Below are 19,698 nucleotides of genomic sequence, written 5' to 3' on the forward strand. Positions count from 1 at the left end.
GCGCAGGTTCGCAGAGGTTCGGCGCGTTGCCCGGTCAGGGCGGCGCGCCAACAATGACGGCGGCTGCGCAAGCGGTTCGCCGTACACAAGTGGACTGGGTTTCGAAGGGCGGGTCCAGGGCGCAAGCCAACCGCACACCCATCGCCATCTAATAAACTGGAGTTGTTCGTCATGCCTAAGATGAAGACCAAGAAGAGTGCTGCAAAGCGCTTCGTGGTGCGTCCGGGCGGTACCGTCAAGCGCGGTCAAGCCTTCAAGCGTCACATCCTGACCAAGAAAACCACGAAGAACAAGCGTCACCTGCGCGGCGCAACGGCAGTTCATGATTCCGATCTGAACTCCGTCCGCGCGATGCTGCCGTTCGCGTAACCCCTAACTGATACTCTAAGGAGAGAAACATGCCTCGAGTCAAACGTGGGGTAACCGCACGGGCCCGCCACAAGAAGATCATCAACCTGGCCAAGGGTTATCGCGGCCGCCGCAATAACGTCTACCGCATCGCCAAGCAGGCGGTGATGCGCGCTGGTCAGTACGCGTACCGCGATCGCCGCAACAAGAAGCGTGTGTTCCGCGCACTGTGGATCACGCGTATCAACGCGGCAGTTCGCCAGCACGACATGACCTACAGCGTGTTCATCAACGGCCTGAAGAAGGCGTCGATCGAACTCGACCGTAAGGTTCTGGCCGACATGGCGGTGTTCGACAAGGCTGCTTTTGCTGCGATCGTCAAGCAGGTGAAAGCCGCCGTTGCAGCCTAATTGCGAAATTAGCACTGCGTGGTTAGTTGCAGCGAGGTTCCGGTAGTCTCGGCCGCTGCAGCGAAAACGGGGCTCTTCCGAGCCCCTTTTTTGTTTGGTGGGCGATTTCGCTCGCCAAGACCGAATGACGTTGGAAATGATGGGATCTATGGATCTGGACCAGATTGTCGCCGACGCGCAGCAGTCCTTCGAACAGGCTGCCGACATCACCACGCTCGAAAACGAGAAAGCACGATTTCTCGGCAAGTCGGGTGCGCTGACCGAGTTGCTGAAGGGCCTCGGCAAGCTCGATCCCGAAGCACGCAAGACCGAAGGCGCACGCATCAACGTCGCGAAGCAGCAGGTTGAAGCCGCGCTGACCGCCCGTCGCCAGGCACTGGCCGACGCGCTGCTGAATCAGCGCCTCACTGCCGAAGCGATCGACGTGACGTTGCCGGGCCGCGGCGCCGGTGCAGGCAGCCTGCACCCCGTGATGCGCACGTGGGAGCGTGTCGAACAGATTTTCGGCTCGATCGGTTTCGATGTGGCCGACGGCCCCGAAATCGAGACCGACTGGTACAACTTCACGTCGCTGAACAGCCCGGAGAACCATCCGGCGCGTTCGATGCAGGACACCTTCTACGTCGAAGGCAAGGATGCCGACGGCCGCCAGCTGCTGCTGCGCACGCACACGAGCCCGATGCAGGTGCGTTACGCACGCATGAACCGTCCCCCGATCAAGGTGATCGCGCCGGGCCGCACGTATCGCGTCGACAGCGATGCGACCCACTCGCCGATGTTCAATCAGGTCGAGGGGCTGTGGATCGACGAAAACATCAGCTTCGCCGACCTCAAGGGCGTCTATACCGACTTCCTGAAAAAATTCTTCGAGCGCGACGACATTCTCGTGCGCTTCCGTCCGTCGTATTTCCCGTTCACGGAACCGTCGGCCGAGATCGACATGATGTTCGAGCAAGGCAAGAACGCCGGCAAGTGGCTCGAGATCTCCGGTTCGGGGCAGGTGCATCCGACCGTGATTCGCAACATGGGCCTCGATCCCGAGCGCTACATCGGCTTTGCGTTCGGCAGCGGCCTCGAGCGCCTGACGATGCTGCGCTACGGCGTCCAGGATCTCCGGCTGTTCTTCGAGAACGACCTGCGTTTCCTGCGCCAGTTCGCGTAACGCCGCGCGCCGCGCCGACCTGTGCCCGTGCACGCCCCGACGGACGTTTCCGAGGGGCCCGGGCGTCGATCTAACCTGTTTCGAACGTAGACATCCATGCAATTCCCTGAATCCTGGTTGAGAACCTTTGTCGACCCGCAGCTGACGACCGACGAACTGTCGCACGCGCTGACGATGGCGGGGCTCGAAGTCGAATCGCTGAGCAAGGCTGCGCCGCCGACGTCGAAGATCGTCGTCGGCCGCGTGCTCGAAGTCGTCAAGCATCCGGATGCGGACAAGCTCAATGTCTGCCAGGTCGACGCCGGCACCGGCGCGACGCTGAATATCGTCTGCGGCGCACCGAACGTCGCGCCCGGCATCAAGGTACCGGTCGCGCTGGTCGGCGCGGAACTGCCGCCGGCAGAAGAGGGCGGCAAGCCGTTCGCGATCAAGCTGTCGAAGCTGCGCGGCGTGGAGAGCCAGGGCATGCTGTGCTCGGCGCGCGAGCTGAAGCTGTCCGAGGATCACAGCGGCCTGCTGGTGCTGCCGGAAGACACGCCGGTCGGCCAGGACATCCGCGAGACGCTCAATCTCGACGACACGATCTTCGAAATCAAGCTGACGCCGAACAAGGCCGACTGCCTGTCCGTGTTCGGCATCGCACGCGAGACGGCTGCGATCACCGGCGCACCGCTGACGCCGGTCGACATCCGCCCGGTGCGCGCCGAGCTCGACGAGACGCTGCCGGTGCGCATTGCCGCCCCCGATCTGTGCGGCCGCTTCTCGGGTCGTGTGATCCGCGGCGTGAACGCGCATGCGAAGACCCCGCAGTGGATGGTCGAGCGCCTCGAGCGTTCCGGCCAGCGCAGCGTGTCGGCGCTCGTCGACATCTCGAACTACGTGATGTTCGAGCTCGGCCGGCCGTCGCACGTGTTCGATCTCGACAAGATCCACGGCGGCATCGAGGTGCGCTGGGGCAAGCGCGGCGAATCGCTGAAGCTGCTCAACGGCAACACGGTCGAACTCGACGAAACGGTCGGCGTGATTTCGGACGACCGTCAGGTCGAAAGCCTGGCCGGCATCATGGGCGGTGACAGCACGGCCGTCACGCTCGATACGACCAACATCTACCTGGAAGCCGCATTCTGGTGGCCGGACAGCATCCGCGGCCGCGCGCGCAAGTACAACTTCTCGACCGATGCGGCGCATCGCTTCGAGCGCGGCGTCGACTACGCGACGACCGTCGAGCACGTCGAGCGCATCACGCAACTGATTCTCGAGATCTGCGGCGGCAAGGCCGGCCCGGTCGACGATCAGTCCGTGAACCTGCCGCAGCGCGCGCCGGTGAAGATGCGCGTATCGCGCGCGAACCGCATCATCGGCGTGCAGATCGGCGCCGACGAGATCGCCAGCATCTTCACGCGCCTCGGCCTGCCGTTCGAGCGTGAAGACGACGCGTTCCTCGTCACGCCGCCGTCGCATCGCTTCGACATCGAGATCGAGGAAGACCTGATCGAGGAAGTGGCGCGCATCTACGGCTTCGAAAAGATCCCGGCGCGTCCGCCGGTCGCGACGAGCGAAATGCGCGCGACCAACGAGACGCGTCGCTCGATCCACGACATCCGTCACGCGCTCGCCGCGCGCGACTACGCGGAAACCGTCAACTTCAGCTTCGTCGATGCGGAGTGGGAGCAGGATTTCGCGGGCAACGACCAACCCATCCGTCTGCTGAACCCGATCGCGAGCCAGCTGTCGGTGATGCGCACGACGCTGTTCGGCAGCCTGATTTCCGTGCTGCGCCACAACCTGAACCGCCGCGCGGATCGCGTGCGCGTGTTCGAGGCCGGCCGCGTGTTCCTCACCGATACGGCGGCGAAGGCCGGCGAGCTGACGGTCGAGGGCTACGTGCAGCCGAAGCGCGTCGGTGCGCTTGCCTACGGTCCGGCGCTCGACGAGCAATGGGGCACGGCGACCCGCGCGGTCGATTTCTTCGACGTGAAGGGCGATCTCGAAGCACTGCTCGCGCCCGCAACCGCACGCTTCGTGAAGGCAGAGCATCCGGCCCTCCATCCGGGCCGCAGCGCGCGCATCGAAGTCGATGGCCGTGCGGTCGGCTGGATCGGCGAGCTGCACCCGCGCCTGATGCAGAAGTACGAGCTGCCGCACGCGCCGGTGATGTTCGAGGTCGACGCGGACGCGCTGATTGCACGTGCGTTGCCCGCGCCGACCGACGTATCGAAATTCCCGCCGGTTCGTCGCGATATCGCCGTTGTCGTCGATCAGGCGGTCGAGGTTCAGGCACTTTTCGACGAAATGAAGAAGGCGCTTGCAGAAGAGGCCTGCCGATTCGTTCAGAAGGTTGTACTCTTCGACGAATTTCGTGCAAAATCAAATACTTCCGGTGGTCTTGCCGCGCACGAGAAGAGCCTTGCCTTCCGCGTGACGCTGCAGGACGCGGCTGGCACGCTACAGGACGAGGTCGTCGATCAGGCGATCCAGACGCTGGTCGAGCGGATGGCTCGTGCCGGTGCGCGCCTGCGCGGCTAAGGAGGAGGTCCGCCCGCTCGCGGGCGGCCTTTTCCGATCGTAAGTTTTGATTTAACGCGCTGTATGGCAGATATGAACGACATGACCTCGAGTGAATTCGAAGCCCTCCTGACGGCGCAACGCAGCGCCATGAACCGCGACGCTTCGGCGCCGGCGTCCACCGAGACGCCCACGCTGACGAAGGCGGAACTGGCGGAGCTGCTGTTCGACAGCGTCGGGCTGAACAAGCGTGAAGCGAAGGACATGGTCGAGGCGTTTTTCGAGGTGATCCGTGACGCGCTCGAAAACGGCGAGAGCGTCAAGCTGTCGGGGTTCGGCAATTTCCAGTTGCGCGACAAGCCGCAGCGCCCGGGCCGCAATCCGAAGACGGGCGAGGCGATTCCGATCGCGGCCCGCCGGGTGGTAACCTTCCACGCGAGCCAGAAGCTGAAGGCGCTGGTCGAAAACGGCGCGGAGTAAGCCCCGCGCGCTGACGTCTCCGCGCGGCCGCCGCGCACCCTTACCGACGGTTAACCGACGATGACCACTACGGTTGAGAAAGTCGTCTTGCCTCCGATTCCCGCGAAGCGCTACTTCACGATCGGTGAAGTCAGCGAACTGTGCGGGGTCAAGCCGCATGTGCTGCGTTATTGGGAACAGGAATTCACTCAACTGCGGCCGGTGAAGCGGCGTGGCAATCGTCGGTATTACCAGCACCACGAAGTGCTGCTGATCCGGCGGATTCGCGAGTTGCTGTACGAGCAGGGATTCACGATCAACGGCGCGCGCAACCGGCTCGATTCGCCGGCCGGCGAGCGGGCCGCGGCAGCGCCCGTCGAGCCGGAGGCGCAGGCCGCCGATGCACGCACACCGGGCAAGCCAGGCACGGCCGTCGACGTCATTGCATTGCGGCAGGCGTTGCTCGACGTGATCGATGGACTGAAGCACGACTGAGTGCGAAGCGCGAAGAATGAAATGAAAAGCCCGGTTGGCAGCGTGCCGCCGGGCTTTTTCATGCGTGCCGCGTGCGTTTCAGCGTGACGCGAGCGGGTTCTTCTGCCCCATGTCGACGACCAGCGTGCCGTCCGGCAGCATTCGCACCGAGCCCTGCGCGACCTGGCTGCGGTAGCCGTACAGGTCGAAACGCATCGGGCCGGCCTCGGCCGAATTCCGGATCAGCGCGCGCACGTTCAGTTCGAGCACGTTGAACATCTTCATGTCGCCGCCTTCCATCCACATGTAGCTCGGTGCATCGATCTGCGGCCGTTGCGGCGCGGGCGCGCCCGCCATGCGCCTGAACGTGAGGCGCAGCCCGTCGCGCTCGACCGTTGCCTGTCCGAGCTTGCCGTTCAGCACGGGGGGCGGGAACACAGTGTACTGGTCGAGCACGAGCGTGTCGCCACGCAGTTCCGCGCCGCGCCGCTGCAACGGCGTCAGCGACGCGAGCTCGATGCCGAGCGAACGCAGCAGCTTCGCCTGCGGGATGCCGAGCACCGACACCTGGGACGGTTTGAATGCGAGATGCCGGTCGTCGAGCACGGACAGCGTGCCCTTCATGTCGGTCGGCAGCCAGACGCCCGGCACGTGGTTCCACAGCTTGATGCCGCCCTGGACGCGCAGGTTCGTGCCGTCCGCGCTCAGTTGCAGGTCGTTGAGGGAGCGGGGTGAGTAGTCGAGCAGATAGTTGTTGAAGAGCGCCGACATCGCCTTCCACGACTCGACGACGGTGCCGCCGAGAATGCGGATGTCGTACTGGTTCGGATCGTCGAGGTCGACGGGTTCGCCAGGCCGCTTCGAGACGAGCTCGACGTCGAGGTCCTCGACGTGAAAGCCGATATCCCCGGACAGGTTGAAGTCGACGTTGCGCAGATGGATCGTCGGGTTGCGGTTCGACACGTGCCGTTCGTTGAACGGCGTGGTCGACGTGCGCCGCATCGCGACCTTCTGCATGCCGGGGTGAGCGGGGTTCGCCGCGAGTGCGTAGGCTTCCCAGTGCTGGCGTATGTCGCGCAACGCACTCTGTTGCGCGGCGAGGAAGCTGTCGTTCAGGCGCGCGGTCGCGTTGCCGAGCAGCGCGCCGCTGGCCGGGCCCGCATACGACGGCATCCGGATCGCCATCGCGCCGCTTTCGTCGAAATTGAAGTAGCCGGCCGACACCTGGTCGCGATAGTGATAAAGGTCGAACACGAAAGTCTGGTCACGTTTCGTGGAATCGACCGGACCGATCAGGATGTCCGCGTTCATCGGCATCGAGCGCATGAATTTCACGTCGCCGCCGCGAATGTACATCGCTTGCTGCGGCGCGTTCGCGGGCATCGCGAAGCCGGCATGCGTGCCGTCGTCGAGCTTCAGGTCGAGCCCGGCCGGCGTCACGCGCAGCGCGGTGATCGTGAGCTTCAGGCGCGGCGGCGGCATCAGCTTGTCGACCGACATCACGAGATCGTCGCCGGCGAGTTGCGCGATCGGCGTCTGGACTTTCAGCAGGTCGGCCATCTTCACGTTGGCCGCGCGCATCACCGGCTGCGCGTTGATGCCCGATACGCGCACGCCCGTCGGATGGAACACGAGCTGGCTGCCGTCACGGATCGCGAGGGTGCCGGTCAGCGAGAACGGCACCCAGCCGTCGCGCTGCATCTCGCCTTGCAGGTGGATCACGCCGTCGCCGGCCGACACGGCGAGCTTGCGCAGCGGCGCGTTGCGGTAGCCGAAGATGTACGTGTTGAAGAGGGCGGTGAGCTTCGCGTCGTCGAGCGTGACCGTGCCTTCATGTACGTCGATCTGGAAACTGGTCGGATCGTCGAACACGATCGGCGCGCCGGCTTGCGTCGGTACCAAGGTGGCCGACAATTGATGGATGAAGAAGCCGAGATTGTTGACGATGCGGAAATCGACGTCGCGCAGGAACGTCATCGCGCCGTTCTGGCCCGAGTCCCGCAGCGTGAACGGACGCGGTTGCGTGAGGCTGATCGATGCAAGCGACGGCACGGTGCGTGCGACCTGCTGCTCGCGGGCGAGGCGTTCGGCCTTGGTGCGTTCGATCTTCGTCGACGTGACCGACGCGTTGCCGTCACGCTGCGCGGATGATTCCGCGCAACCGGCGCACAGCAGCGCGAGCGCCAGCACGCCGCAGCCGAACACGCGGGACGTCTTGGGCGAGAGGGGGCGGGCCGCGCGTGGCGGGCCGGAAATCCAGTCGAAAATTGCCAAAGGCGAGCGATGGCCGCGCCGGACCGCATTCCGCATCGTCTGTCTCCATGTCTTGTCGTGATCGACGGCGGCGCGCGCCGCTGCACGGCGCGAGCGTCGATGCCGTGCAGTGTGGCATAGCGTGCTAGAGCGGCGTTACCAAACAACGGGCGCCGGGGTGCGCCCGTCCGGCGGGCTGCGGGACAATGGATTCGGGGTGGTTGGGCGGCCGGATCAAACGGTCGTTTGGTTTGCGCGGCCCGTCGTTGGCGAATGTTTCTGCGATCGGGAAAATCCGTCGCAGCCTTGGCCGATGCGGGTTTCGCCGGATGCGACGCGCAGCGGCCGCGGCGGTCGAGGCGGGGATGCGACCCGGCCCCGTCGCAGCAGCCGCGGGTCGGTCAGACCAGCATGTACCGCCGGATTGCGTTCAGCGTCGCCTGGTCGAGTTGCAGCCCGTTCGCGATATACGACGTCATCGAGCCGTACGACGCGGTGACTTGGTCGAATGCCCCCTGCAGATAGTCGGTGTGCGCGCCTTGCAGCGCGGTCATCATGTCTGCCGCATTTTGCCCGCCGGCTTTCTGCGCCTGGGCGACCGAAGCGGCGATTTCCGATGCGCTATAGACGTTCGTCAGCAGATAGTCGGCGAGTATCGTCTGCTCGGAAGCGCCCAGGATCGTGTGCAGGATCGCGGTGGCCCAGCCCGTGCGATCCTTGCCGGCCGTGCAGTGGAACACCAGGTTTTCGCCGGAGCCAGCGAAGCCGGTGAAGAGCGCGTGATAGCTGGCATGCGCGGTGTCCGACGTGACGAACGCGCGGTACATGCTCAACATGAATGCCGTCGCGGTGGCGCCGGTGGTCGGGATCGGATCGATGCTGGCAGCCCCGAGCACGTTGAGGTTTTGCCAGGTGGCGCCGGCCAGCGGCACATCCGGTTGCGTCTTGATCTCGGCGGGCGTGCGCAGGTCGCAGACCTGCCTGATGTCGAGGGTGCCGACGGTGGCGATGTCCGCGGCCGACAACGCGAGCGCGGATGAACGATAGAGCACGCCTTTTTTCATCTTCGCGCCGCTCGTTGTCACGTAGCCGGTTCCGTCCGGCCCGGCCGTGTCGCGAAAATTCGATGCGGAACTCAGCCGCGGTGTCGTGACCGGCGCGACCGAAATCGAGTCGCCTCCGCATGCCGACAGAAGCGATGCGCTTCCCAGCGCCACGCCTATCGTGCCGGCGCCCAGCCGGAGAAAATGTCGACGGGAAATTTCGTTTTTCTGATGCATTCAATGCCCTGTGTCGGAGACGGTTACAAGAGATCGCAACTGCGGTGGTGACCGAAGTCGCCCCTGTATCACGCGACGCGGCAAAGCCGGGGCGGGCCGGATCGATCGGCATGCAGTCGGACGGTTCGCCCCTGCGCATCGATCTCGCGCCGGGTAACCGCACGGTAGCGATTTGCGGCGAACCGGCCATCGTCCTTTTCGATGAGGTCGTAATGCCGGTTGCCGGTGTCGGCTGCGCGTTGTCGACAGGTAGGATCGGCGGCAGCAGCGAGGTAAGATCGGCATCAGTGGCTGTATCGACCAAAGCACAGTAGCCATCACGGGGAAACGTCATGGATCTCAAGGAAGTCGACGTATTGGGTGCGGGCGTGGGCGATCACTGGTACTACGCGTCGAAGGCGAGTGCGATCCGTCGGTTCCTGGGGGTGCCAGGTGCAAACCGGATACTCGATGTCGGTGCAGGCTCAGGCTTTTTCTCGAAGCACTTGCTGGAGCGTACGCAGGCGACGGAGGCGTGGTGTGTCGATACGAGCTACGCCGACGATACCGACGGCGAAGCGTCCGGCAAGCCCATCCACTTTCGGCGATCCATTGATCGATTCGACGCCGATCTCGTGTTGCTGATGGACGTGCTCGAGCATGTCGACGACGATGTCGGTCTGCTCACGCAGTACGTGAAGGGTGCGCCGTCGGGTAGCCGCTTTCTGATCACGGTTCCCGCGTTCCAGTTCCTCTGGAGCGGTCATGACGATTTTCTCGAACACAAGCGCCGATATACGCTGGGCAGTCTCGAGGAGGTGGTGCGTCGCTCGGGGCTCGACGTCGAGCACGGCGCCTATTATTTCGGTCTCACGTTTCCGCTTGCGGCAGCGTTGCGGCTCGGCGAGCGGGTGCGTCGGCAGCCGAGCGAGCCGGCGTCGCAATTGCGTCGTCACCATCCGTTCGTCAACGGCTTGCTCAAGTCGATCTGTCGGATCGAGTTACCGATATTCCGCTTCAACCGCGTCGCCGGGCTGACGGTCATCTGCGTTGCGCGCAAGCGGTGACGGCGAGGCGGAGTCGGGTGGTTGGTGGGCAATTCGTCCATGCCACGCGCGTCGTTGCTCGCATCGGCGCCTTCACGCCAAAAAATTTCACAAGAATATTCACAAAATGCATGCGACCCGTTCTAAATCGCAAAACTGTCTGTTATAATTTTTTTCTTTCGGGGCGTAGCGCAGCCTGGTAGCGTACCTGCATGGGGTGCAGGTGGTCGGAGGTTCAAATCCTCTCGCCCCGACCAGACAAAGAACCCGCGTCAGCTCAGGCTGACGCGGGTTTTTTCTTGCCCGTCGCTTTTTTGCACATCGCGGCGCGGCCCCGGTAAAATGCAAGGTTGATCCACGGAAAGCGCCGTGATTTAGCGGAAGAGGATTCCCCGAACATGACTGATCTTCGTCTTACCATGCGGTTCGCTGCAGTGCTCGCCACCGGCGCGCTCGTCGCCGGTTGCGGTACGTCGTCGCCCACGAAAGTGGACTACAAGAGCGATTCGAAATCGAAGGAGGCGTCGCTCGCAGTGCCGCCCAACATGCTCGACGAGACGGCCGATCAGCGTTCGCTGCCGCCCCAGGGCGGCGCGACTTCCCTGTCCGCGCTTCAGCAGGTCCAGCAGGCAGCGCCTGCGCTGGACACTGTTGCTCCGGCCGTCGCCGGCATGCATATCCAGCGCGACGGCACCGAGAGCTGGCTCGTGATCGACGGCAAGCAGCCCGCCGCCGTCTGGCCGCAAGTTCGCCGCTTCTGGCAGGAGCAGGGCTTCCTGCTCGTCGTCGACCAGCGCGACAAGGGCGTGATGGAAACCGACTGGAACGAAACCCATCCGCAGATCAACGACGGCCTGATCCGTAGCGTGATCTCGAAGGCGATGGGCAACTCGTACGTGACGGCCGAGCGCAACAAGTACCGTACGCGTCTCGATTCGGCGCCGAATGGCGGCACCTACGTGTTCATCAGCCAGAAGGGGATGCGCGAAGCGATCACGGGCTCGAACAACGATTCGAGCAAGTGGGAACCGAAGCCGAATGATCCGGCGCTCGAGACCGAATACCTGAAGCGATTGATGGCGGTGCTCGCACAGAACGAGCAGCGCGCGAAGAACGGCGAGCCGCCAATCGCGAACATCAAGGACAACACGGTACCGGTGGCCAAGGACAAGAAGGCGGACGACGCATCGTCGAAGGCTGCTGCAGCGATTGCCGCGCAAAACGTGTCCCGCACGTCGGCGCAAGGCAACGATGCGGCTGATGCTGCCGTCCCGTCGGAAGTCACGCTCGGCGAGCCGTACGACCGGTCGTGGCTGCGCGTCGGTCTCGCGCTCGATCGTGCGAACTTCACCGTCGACGATCGTGATCGCACGAAGGGCCTGTATTTCGTGCGCTATGTCGATCCGAAGGATCTGACCTCGGCCGAGCAGGGCTTCTGGAGCCAGTTGTTCCACGGCAAGAAGGAAAAGCAGGCGAAGCAGTACCGTGTCAACGTGAAGGCACTCACGGCCGACCAGACGCGCATCGCGATCGTCGACGATTCGGGTGCGATCGATACGTCGTCGCCGGCTCGCCAGATCATGGGGCTGCTCGTGAATCAGCTTCGCTGATCTCGACTTTCTCCGCGGCAATGAAAAAGCCCGCCACATGGCGGGCTTTTTCATTGCCGCTCGCTGGCGCGCATGTGTGCCGGAGGTTCGGTCCCTCCTCGTGACGTTACGTAACATCCGCGCGTTACGGCGGCAAAACCCATGTCGCATCGTCGAAAGCCAAAAATTTATCCTTATAAATCAATGAGGTGGTCGGTTTGTGGCAGTTGGCACGCAACCTGCTTTATATATTGGAATTGTTGAAACAGGGAGGATGGCGTCAGATGCCGGGGGTGCGCCGCGAGCGCCCGAACAACGGTATCGACGTCTTCGAATGTCGACGCGACAAGCGTCGGCGCAACGGATGACGATCCGCGCCAGCGTGCGGATCCCGATGGCCCCGTCGCCTATCCTCGTAGGGCGACGGTTTCGCCCGCGCTTCTCTGAAGCGCGGGCTATTTTTTTGGGGCCGTCGTGTGACGCCGTGCTGGCGCAGCCAATGCGCGATTCGCGTATTCTCGGGCTTTTCCAGATGAAGGGGGAACGGGAATGGCGGAAATTGCAGTCGTGGCGCTGATCGTGGCGAAGCCGGGCGCCGAGGAGAAGTTGCGTGCCCAGCTCGAAGGGATCGTCGAGCCGACCCGCAACGAAGCAGGGGCGTTGCAGTACGACCTGCATCGGGATCTGAAGGAGCCGGCGCGATTCGTATTCGTCGAGCGCTGGGAAAGCGAGGAGGCGCTGGCTGCTCATGCGCGTTCCGCGCACATTCTCGCTTATCGGGAAGCGGCCGCGGACTGGATCGAGCGTTCCGAAATCCGCGTGCTGTCGAAGCTCGTCTGAGCCGGGCGGGGCGACCGGACGTGTCCGGTCGCGGGATGCGTCAGTGCGACGTGTTGGGTACGTCGAGGATCAGGATGATCGTCCAGTCGGCGTCGCCGTCGTGATGGTACTGGCGCTCGGCGACGATGAACGGTTGCTGCTTGCCTTGCGGGCCGAGGAAAAGCACATCGCCCTCCATCGGCAGGCACTCGATCGGCGGCAGCGCGAGGAACGCGTCAGCCGAGCCGCGGGGCATCAGTTGCTTGATCTGGCGAGTGGCGGCTTCGGTCCACTCGATGTCGAGTTGAATGTTGCTCATGCTGTCCTCCGCACCGGGGTGCGCACGGGTGGAAAATTTCGGTGCGCGACTTTAGCACAGCGCACGAGCACCGCAACCAAAAAAGCCGAACCCGGTTGCCCGGATTCGGCTTTTCGCTTGTGCGGTGCCGCCGAACTTACTGGCTGGCGGCGTCTGCGGCCTTGGCAGCCTTCTTGCCGGCCTTCTTCGCAGCAGCCTTGTGGTGAGCAGCCTTCTTGCCGTGGTGATGCTCTTCCTGCACCGCCGGCTGTGCGGCTTCCGCCGCTTGCTGCTGCTGCAGCGCCTGTGCGCGCTGCTCGATCTCGGAGATCTTGGCCGGATCGGTAATCGTCTTGATTTCCGTGCTCTCTTGCGCATACGCTGCGCCAGTCAGCGCCGACATCGCTACCAGGATAGCCAGGGACGTCTTCTTCATTGCTTTACCTCCGCTAAGTGGTGATGAACCCGAGTGTTGCCGTTTTGTCTGGCGACTGCAATCGAGTGCGTGTCGAGTGTAACAAAAGTGACGGATCAATGTGCACCGGATCGTGGCGCGACGCAACGCCCCGTTGAAGTCGCGCAACACTTCGCGCGCTTCGTCACGTGCCTGCCATCGTCGTCGTCGCAGTCATTTCCGCTCCGGTTTCTCCGGAGTCGTCAGAACCACCCGAGCCATCGATAGACATGGAACTGCGCGATGCCGACCAGTTCGTGCAGCGCCTGCTCGGCGTTGACTACATTGCGCCAGCGCGGCAGCCAGCCCGTTTGCGCAGGCCGGCGATTCGCATAAACGGGCTGCGGATCGATCCCGAAACGGTGGAAATCGAGCAACGCGCGGCGCATCTGGTATGAGGAAGTGACGAGAATGCGTGCGTCGTCATACTGTGAGCGTAGTATAGACGCAGTGAATTTCGCGTTTTCGTAGGTTGTGCGGCTATCCGGTTCCAGAACGAGGTCCGCGGGCGCGACGCCTTCGGCGACGAGTTGGCGCCCGTATACGGCAGCCTCGGTTTCGCCGTGATGCTGCGGGTCGCCGCCCGACATCACCACGGTGCAGCGCTCGGCTTGCTGCCGGCAGGTGCGGTAGAGCGCTGCGACCTTGTGGATGCGGGCGGTTCCGTCAGGTGGCGGCCGCAGCCCGGAGTCGGTGTGCTTCGTCCCTGCGCCGATGAGAATCAGTGTGGTCCGTCCATGCATGTCCGGGTGCTCGACGGGTGCGACGCCCGCCTCGGTCCAGGCGATCAGCGGCGCGGCGAGCCAGCCTGTCGCGAGCAGCCAGAACAGCGCAACCGCGGCGATCGAGATGATTCGTCGCCGCTTGCGGCAGAGCATGAAACCGATGAAGAGAAGTACAAATGAATCGAACAGAATCAATTTGATTGGGGTATGGTGTCTTTTTATGGACGGCTGACGATCCGGCCCTGACGCGACGCCGAACGTCGGCGTCCAGAATCGGTGGCGGTATCGGCGGGCGGAGACACCGCCCGGCGCGCCGCTTCGCATTGTCGCTGCACTTTAAGAAAGAATCGAGATGGCCACGTATTCCAACGAAGCGGTGCTCGACGCATTGAGACGAGTGCAGTACCGCCAGGTACCGTGGGCACGCCGCCCGGGCGTGTTCGAGTATCTCCGTTCGCTCGGGCTGATGGACACGGTCAGGCAGAAAACCGTTGCCCCCGCACCGGGCTTCCATGCACCGGTCGACATTGCCGTACTGACCGAAAGCGGTCGAGCCGAATTCTCGCGCCTCGAGCGCGACGAGAAATTACTTTCCTGGACCGATCGCCGCATGGCCGACTACGCATTGAGCGAAGCGAGCGCCGTGGCGATTCTCGAAAGCCGCCTGTAGCGGTCGATCATCCCGCCACGCGCATCGCCGTGCGGCTGGCGATGCGCCAAAAAAAAGCCCGTATCGCGAGGATACGGGCGTACCGGATACTTTTGCTGTTGCCACGCTGTGCTCATGGCAAGGTTCTGACTCGTCGCATGCGGCGCAGTTCCCGATCGCGGGCATTTTCTTTGGCGAAATCCCCGAAATTGGCAGGACTACGGATGACGCGGTACGTCGGTCGGCTGCGAGCCGATGCGCGCTCGCGCGTTGCTGGCGATGTCGCCACGCAGGTCGCCACGCGGCACGGTTTGCCGGCCGGGCGGATTGGCGGACGGCGGCTGGCGGAGGGTGTTCCGGTGATCCTGCTGGCGGTGGGGCGGCTTCACGCGATCGTCGGCGTGGGCTGGAGCCGACAACGCCACGGAAATGACAATGCCGCATGCAACGAGCAGTGACATTGGTTTCATGGCGGGGCTCCCTTCAAGCCGTCGATGCGGCCTGTTGATATTTCGCTAAGGTAAGCGTGGGAGTGCAGGCTTGCTGTAAATATTGGTAAATAGATGTATCGCGGCACGACAACGGTAATCGACGGCAATGCGGGCGTCGCGAACGGGTCGCGTCGCTGAAAGAAACCGGGCGGCCGAAGCCGCCCGATCGAGCATTCGTTACGCCATCTTGACGGGCGCGCGCCAGGATTCCGGATTGGTCCAGAAGGCGCCGCGCAGCCGGTCGCGGCTCGGTGGTGCGGGCGGCTTCGCGGCGCTTGCGCCGATGCGCCCGCGCAGGGAGATCTGCCGGCCGCTCGTGCCGAGTCGCTTCACGATTTCGGCGAGCGTGCCGTCCGCCTGCCATTCGTCGAAGCGACGGCGGCAAGTCGGCGGCGACGGATAGCGGCCCGGCAGCTTCGACCAGCCTTCACCCGTCGACAGCACCCACAGCACGGCGTTCACCACCGAGCGGGCTTCCACGCGGGGGCGGCCGCGCCGCTCACTCCGTGCGGGTTCAGAGCAAAACAGACCCTCGACCAGCGCCCACTCGTTATCTCTCAAATCGTCGAACAGCATCATGTCCTCACCTCAGCGAAGCTAACTCCGGTGCGCTGCCCTGCGCCGCGCACTCTTCAGGCACTCGATCGTCGAGTGCCGGGTGGGGGCGTCCGGTTGGCCGGCAGCGGCGTTTCTGCTCTTCCGTCCGACCAAACCTGTGCCCTGTGCGCCAGGTAATGCACGAAGCGTGCCATGTCGGAGGTAATTCCCTCGAGAGCCGCTTGGCAGCGAGCTAACGGCTAAGTCAGCTAGGGGCGTATAAGACGCCAAAATAACCCGCCAGCAAATCGGGACAATCACCAATCTTGTGCAGCTCGCCCGCACCACGTGCGTTCGCGGATGTATTGCACCGCAGCGAAACATGTGGGGCAGGTGCCTGATTCGCACCTCGAAGCCGGATTCGCGCATTAAAATCGCGCATCGATATCGACGATTGATGAGGTCAGGAAATGAACGTCACGCTGCGCCAGCTTCGCGTCTTCATCGAGGTCGCGCGGCTCAAGAGCTTCAGTCGCGCGGGTGACGAGATCGGGCTCACGCAGTCCGCGGTCAGTCGCTGCGTGCGCGAGCTCGAGGCCGAGCTCGGGCTGAAACTGATCGATCGTACGACGCGCGACGTGCAGCTGACCGATGTCGGTGCGAACCTGATTGCGAGCGTGTCCCGTCTGCTCGACGATCTCGACGATACGCTGCGCGAGATTCGCGAAATCGGCGAGCAGCGCCGCGGGCGCGTGATCGTCGCAGCCAGTCCGACGATCGCGTGCCGGCTGATGCCGCGCGTGGTTGCGTCGTGCGAGCGCCAGTTTCCGTTCGTGACGCTGGGTTTGCGCGACGACGTGCAGAGCGACGTGTTGCGCAAGGTGAAGTCGAGCGAGGTCGATTTCGGCGTCGTGATCGGTCCGCTCACGGTGGCCGATCTCGTCTGCGAATCGTTGATGACCGATTCGTTCTGCCTGGTCGCACGTGCCGACCATCCGCTCGCGGCGCGCGCCGAGGTGCCCTGGACGGCGCTGGATGGCGAGCGCCTCGTGCTTCTCGATCATGCATCGGGAAGCCGGCCGCTGATCGACGCCGCACTGGCCGCTCATCATGTCAACGCGACGGTCATGCAGGAGCTCGGGCATTCGGCGACCGTGTTCGGACTCGTCGAGGCCGGCGTCGGCGTGAGCGTGCAGCCGTGGCTGTCGCTGCCGCTACCAGCCGGCTCGACGCTCGTCGCGCGGCCGCTCACGCCGCGCACCGAGCGCACGGTTGAACTCGTGCGCCGCCGCGACCGGTCGTTGTCGCCCGCTGCGCAGGCGATCTGGGAACTCGTGCGGCAAATGCCGGCGAGGGCAGAGGACCTCGACTGACGCGGATCGGCGTGCGCCGGCCCTGCTTGCGGGCCGGTACACTACGCGGATCGTGTTCCTCGAAGGTGGTTCTCGATGGTGCATTCCGCAGATTCTCTTCCGGTGGCCGGTTCGCCGGCGGCCCGCGACGCCGTGCACGCGTTGCGTCCGTCGCTGATCCGGGAAGTGGCAAACGCCGGCTTTGGCGTGCCGGACATGTTGCCGTTCTGGTTCGGCGAATCCGATCGCGTGACGCCGGACTTCATCCGGGACGCCGCCGCGGCGGCGCTGCGCGATGGCGCAACCTTCTACACGCACAACCTCGGCACTGCGCCGCTGCGCGATGCGATCGCGTCCTACGTCAGCGCCCGTCACGGTGCGACGGCGGCCGACACCGTCGCCGTGACGAGTTCGGGCGTGAGCGCGCTGATGCTGGCCGCGCAGATGCTGGTCGGTCCGGGCGAGCGCGTCGTCGCGGTCACGCCGCTGTGGCCGAATCTCGTCGAGATTCCGAAGATCCTTGGGGCGCAGGTCGAATGCGTACCGCTCGGCTATGGCGATGCGGGCTGGCAGCTCGATGTCGGGCGGCTGCTGGCGGCGCTGACGCCCGATACGCGGATGCTGCTGATCAATTCGCCGAACAATCCGACCGGCTGGACGATGTCGCGCGACGACCAGCAAGCGGTACTTGCCCATTGCCGCCGCCACGGCATCTGGCTGGTCGCCGACGAGGTGTACGAGCGGCTCGCGTTCGACGCAGGCGGCGCGGACGGTGCGCCATCGTTCCTCGACATCGCGTCACGCGACGAGCGGGTCGTGGTCGTGAATTCGTTTTCGAAAGCATGGGCGATGACGGGCTGGCGCCTGGGGTGGCTCATCGCGCCGGCAGCGGTGATGGCTGACCTGTCGAAGCTCGTCGAATACAACACGTCGTGTGCGCCGGGCTTCGTGCAGGCCGCGGGTGAGGTCGCGCTGCACGATGGCGAGCCGTTCGTGCGGTCGTTCGTCGCGGCGCTGCGCGATGCGCGCGATCACCTGGTCGCCGCGCTGCGCACGCTGCCGGGTGTCGAGGTGCCGCCTCCGCCGGGCGCGATGTACCTGTTCCTGCGCCTGCCGGGCGCGTCAGACAGCCTCGCGTTCTGCAAGACGCTGGTGCGCGAGGCGGGGCTCGGGCTCGCGCCCGGGCGTGCATTCGGCCCGGAGGGGGAAGGGTTCGTGCGCTGGTGCTACGCATGCGATCCGGCGCGGCTCGACGCGGGTGTCGAGCGGTTGCGGCGGTTCCTCGCACGGGGCGTGGCCGACCGCTGAAGCGGGGCCGGAGCGGGCACGGCGTGCTGGCGGCACCCCGTTCGGCTCATCTTTACGCACTGGGCAATTTTGCGTAATATGGCGCTCAGTCACGCGGTTCCGTCGTTGAGCCGTGCTGTTCCGTCCGGTTTGGGCCTGGCCTGAAGTTGGTTCGCCGCCCCCGGTTCGTGCTCCCATCAATATGACCGATCAGAATCGGGCGAGCGCGTCTTCCGTTCCTTTCGTCTGTTTGTTGATCCGGTTCGTTTGACCACAGGGTCTGGCCTAGCTGCATGAATACCCAAGAGGCGAAGATCGTCCTCGAGACTGCTTTGATCTGCGCGCAGGAACCGCTGAAACTCGGCGATTTGCGCAAGCTCTTTGCCGACGGCGTGTCGGCTGACACGGTCCGCACGTTGCTCGAAGATCTGAAACAGGATTGGTCCGGCCGCGGCGTCGAACTCGTGGCGCTGGCAACCGGATGGCGTTTCCAGAGCAAGCCGGCGATGCGCCACTATCTGGATCGCCTGCATCCCGAGAAGCCGCCGAAATATTCGCGTGCGGTGCTCGAAACGCTCGCGATCATCGCGTATCGGCAACCTGTCACGCGCGGCGACATCGAAGAGATTCGCGGCGTGACGGTCAATACGCAGGTGGTCAAGCAACTCGAGGATCGCGGCTGGATCGAGGTGATCGGTCATCGCGACGTGCCGGGACGCCCGGCGCTGTATGCGACGACCAAGCAATTCCTCGACGACCTCGGCCTGAAGGCGCTCGATGATCTGCCTGCACTCGAAGAGCCGGCCGCGAACATCGAGGCCGCGCTGCTGGCGCAGCAGGCGATGGATTTCGACGAGGGCATGCCGGTTGCCGGCGGCGCAACGGGCGACGCGCCGCAAACGGATGAGGCATCCAGCGATCAATCGGCAGGCTTGCCGGATGATCCTGCGGCGGACGTCGCGTCGACGCATGAAATCGCGAGCCGCGATACGCTCGATGCTGTTCGCGGGCAAGCTGAACGAATGGAACAGGCTGGCGCCGAAGCAGTGCCAGCCGGTGTGCAGCCCGAGCCGCTGCGCGCGGATTGGAGCGAGGAAGATCGCAAGCCGGCTGCCGAAGCGGTTGCCGGAGACGGAGCGGAAGCGGCCGGCGACATGCCCGGCGAGGCCGGCCAGGCCGACGCCCCCCGTTCCCGTCCTGCGGACGACGAGATGCTGGACGACACGTCCGACAGTCTCGCCGATGCCGTACGAAGCGCCAGTGCACCCATCGGTGCCGATGCGCTGCCGGACGACGAAGCAGAACCTGAACAGCGTCGCGCCTGATCGCGGCCAATTTCTTGCCGCGCCCGCGCCGGGCGCGAGACCTGACATTTTGAGGTTGTTTTGACAGATATCCACGATATTGAATCGTCCGCGCCTGCCGTACAGGCAGCGCGTGCCGACGATGCACCGGAGCAGGGCGCTTCGGCCGAGGGCGGCGACGAGCGTCCCCGCCGCGGTCTGCGGCGAGGCCCGCGCAGCCTGATCGCGCGGCGTCGCGCGGCGGCCAAGTCGAAGGGCGCCGAAGGCGAGCCGCAGG

21 protein-coding genes, 1 tRNA gene and 1 pseudogene are annotated in these 19,698 nt (G+C 64.4%); 16 read left to right on the plus strand and 7 right to left on the minus strand.

All coding sequences use genetic code 11. The features are described 5' to 3' along the window. Positions 1-171: 171 nt before the first annotated feature. The 6 genes from rpmI to G3N98_RS22505 all read left to right on the plus strand — a co-directional run bounded on the left by rpmI (position 172) and on the right by G3N98_RS22505 (position 5,379). Positions 172-369, plus strand: a complete 198-nt coding sequence (gene rpmI / locus G3N98_RS22480; protein WP_004191477.1) for a 50S ribosomal protein L35 — start codon at positions 172-174, stop codon at positions 367-369. Positions 370-398: 29 nt separating this feature from the next. Continuing rightward, positions 399-758 carry a 50S ribosomal protein L20 gene (gene rplT / locus G3N98_RS22485; RefSeq protein ID WP_004192938.1) on the plus strand — a complete coding sequence of 120 codons (360 nt, stop codon included), beginning with the start codon at positions 399-401 and terminating at the stop codon, positions 756-758. A 148-nt stretch (positions 759-906) separates the two neighbouring features. Next, entirely contained in the window at positions 907-1,920 is a 1,014-nt protein-coding gene (gene pheS / locus G3N98_RS22490; RefSeq protein ID WP_006486107.1) for a phenylalanine--tRNA ligase subunit alpha, read from the plus strand. Between the two features lie 96 nt (positions 1,921-2,016). Then, positions 2,017-4,446 (plus strand): phenylalanine--tRNA ligase subunit beta, encoded by a 2,430-nt coding sequence (pheT, locus tag G3N98_RS22495; protein WP_174975586.1) that lies wholly within the window; start codon positions 2,017-2,019, stop codon positions 4,444-4,446. Between the two features lie 72 nt (positions 4,447-4,518). Further along, positions 4,519-4,905 (plus strand): integration host factor subunit alpha, encoded by a 387-nt coding sequence (locus tag G3N98_RS22500; protein ID WP_006486093.1) that lies wholly within the window; start codon positions 4,519-4,521, stop codon positions 4,903-4,905. A 60-nt stretch (positions 4,906-4,965) separates the two neighbouring features. Further along, entirely contained in the window at positions 4,966-5,379 is a 414-nt protein-coding gene (locus G3N98_RS22505) for a MerR family transcriptional regulator (RefSeq protein WP_206149260.1), read from the plus strand. 78 nt (positions 5,380-5,457) lie between these two features. Here G3N98_RS22505 and G3N98_RS22510 read toward each other — a convergent pair whose 3' ends face one another. Next, positions 5,458-7,668: a hypothetical protein gene (locus G3N98_RS22510; protein WP_206149261.1), complete on the minus strand. Its 2,211-nt coding sequence runs from the start codon at positions 7,666-7,668 to the stop codon at positions 5,458-5,460. A 344-nt stretch (positions 7,669-8,012) separates the two neighbouring features. Then, positions 8,013-8,828, minus strand: a complete 816-nt coding sequence (locus G3N98_RS22515) for a tyrosine-protein phosphatase (protein WP_346779101.1) — start codon at positions 8,826-8,828, stop codon at positions 8,013-8,015. Here G3N98_RS22515 and G3N98_RS22520 point away from each other — a divergent pair. From G3N98_RS22520 to G3N98_RS22540, 5 genes are all read left to right on the plus strand, one after another. After that, positions 8,795-9,205, plus strand: coding sequence for a hypothetical protein (locus G3N98_RS22520; protein ID WP_206149266.1), 411 nt, complete (start codon positions 8,795-8,797; stop codon positions 9,203-9,205). The two genes, G3N98_RS22515 and G3N98_RS22520, sit on opposite strands and share 34 nt — an antisense overlap. 18 nt (positions 9,206-9,223) lie before the next feature. Continuing rightward, entirely contained in the window at positions 9,224-9,937 is a 714-nt protein-coding gene (locus G3N98_RS22525) for a methyltransferase domain-containing protein (protein ID WP_089472646.1), read from the plus strand. A gap of 159 nt (positions 9,938-10,096) precedes the next feature. Next, positions 10,097-10,173, plus strand: a tRNA-Pro gene (locus G3N98_RS22530). Positions 10,174-10,314: 141 nt separating this feature from the next. Continuing rightward, the gene (gene bamC / locus G3N98_RS22535; RefSeq protein ID WP_089472647.1) at positions 10,315-11,526 is read left to right on the plus strand and encodes an outer membrane protein assembly factor BamC; all 1,212 of its coding nucleotides are present in this window, start codon (positions 10,315-10,317) and stop codon (positions 11,524-11,526) included. A 528-nt stretch (positions 11,527-12,054) separates the two neighbouring features. Further along, complete coding sequence (locus G3N98_RS22540; protein ID WP_039339313.1) at positions 12,055-12,345, plus strand: putative quinol monooxygenase; 291 nt, start codon at positions 12,055-12,057, stop codon at positions 12,343-12,345. Between the two features lie 40 nt (positions 12,346-12,385). Here G3N98_RS22540 and G3N98_RS22545 read toward each other — a convergent pair whose 3' ends face one another. From G3N98_RS22545 to G3N98_RS22555, 3 genes are all read right to left on the minus strand, one after another. Beyond that, complete coding sequence (locus tag G3N98_RS22545; RefSeq protein WP_021162409.1) at positions 12,386-12,643, minus strand: hypothetical protein; 258 nt, start codon at positions 12,641-12,643, stop codon at positions 12,386-12,388. Between the two features lie 136 nt (positions 12,644-12,779). Further along, positions 12,780-13,058 carry a hypothetical protein gene (locus G3N98_RS22550; protein ID WP_039339310.1) on the minus strand — a complete coding sequence of 93 codons (279 nt, stop codon included), beginning with the start codon at positions 13,056-13,058 and terminating at the stop codon, positions 12,780-12,782. A 221-nt stretch (positions 13,059-13,279) separates the two neighbouring features. Further along, positions 13,280-13,996 carry a YdcF family protein gene (locus tag G3N98_RS22555; RefSeq protein WP_089472648.1) on the minus strand — a complete coding sequence of 239 codons (717 nt, stop codon included), beginning with the start codon at positions 13,994-13,996 and terminating at the stop codon, positions 13,280-13,282. A 157-nt stretch (positions 13,997-14,153) separates the two neighbouring features. Between G3N98_RS22555 and G3N98_RS22560 the strand changes: the two genes are divergently transcribed. After that, positions 14,154-14,471, plus strand: coding sequence for a hypothetical protein (locus G3N98_RS22560; RefSeq protein WP_011351791.1), 318 nt, complete (start codon positions 14,154-14,156; stop codon positions 14,469-14,471). A gap of 197 nt (positions 14,472-14,668) precedes the next feature. Here the strand turns inward: G3N98_RS22560 and G3N98_RS39880 are convergent, their stop codons facing one another. Together G3N98_RS39880 and G3N98_RS22570 are read right to left on the minus strand one after the other, a co-directional pair. Next, complete coding sequence (locus G3N98_RS39880; protein ID WP_089425207.1) at positions 14,669-14,920, minus strand: hypothetical protein; 252 nt, start codon at positions 14,918-14,920, stop codon at positions 14,669-14,671. 198 nt (positions 14,921-15,118) lie between these two features. Continuing rightward, on the minus strand, positions 15,119-15,520 hold the full coding sequence (locus tag G3N98_RS22570) for a transposase (protein WP_006409263.1): 402 nt from the start codon (positions 15,518-15,520) through the stop codon (positions 15,119-15,121). 428 nt (positions 15,521-15,948) lie between these two features. Here G3N98_RS22570 and G3N98_RS22575 point away from each other — a divergent pair, with 428 nt between their 5' ends. The 4 genes and pseudogenes from G3N98_RS22575 to G3N98_RS22590 form a co-directional block, all read left to right on the plus strand. Next, positions 15,949-16,851: a LysR family transcriptional regulator gene (locus tag G3N98_RS22575; protein WP_071334368.1), complete on the plus strand. Its 903-nt coding sequence runs from the start codon at positions 15,949-15,951 to the stop codon at positions 16,849-16,851. Positions 16,852-16,926: 75 nt separating this feature from the next. Then, a complete protein-coding gene (locus G3N98_RS22580; RefSeq protein ID WP_206149263.1) occupies positions 16,927-18,138 on the plus strand; it encodes a pyridoxal phosphate-dependent aminotransferase in 1,212 nt (403 codons plus the stop codon). Between the two features lie 272 nt (positions 18,139-18,410). After that, positions 18,411-19,442 carry an SMC-Scp complex subunit ScpB gene (gene scpB, locus G3N98_RS22585; RefSeq protein ID WP_206149264.1) on the plus strand — a complete coding sequence of 344 codons (1,032 nt, stop codon included), beginning with the start codon at positions 18,411-18,413 and terminating at the stop codon, positions 19,440-19,442. A 60-nt stretch (positions 19,443-19,502) separates the two neighbouring features. Further along, positions 19,503-19,698 (plus strand): annotated as a pseudogene (locus G3N98_RS22590) (23S rRNA pseudouridylate synthase B); the annotation flags it as partial.

The sequence above is a fragment of the Burkholderia sp. Tr-20390 genome (assembly GCF_017104595.1).
Classification (GTDB): domain Bacteria; phylum Pseudomonadota; class Gammaproteobacteria; order Burkholderiales; family Burkholderiaceae; genus Burkholderia.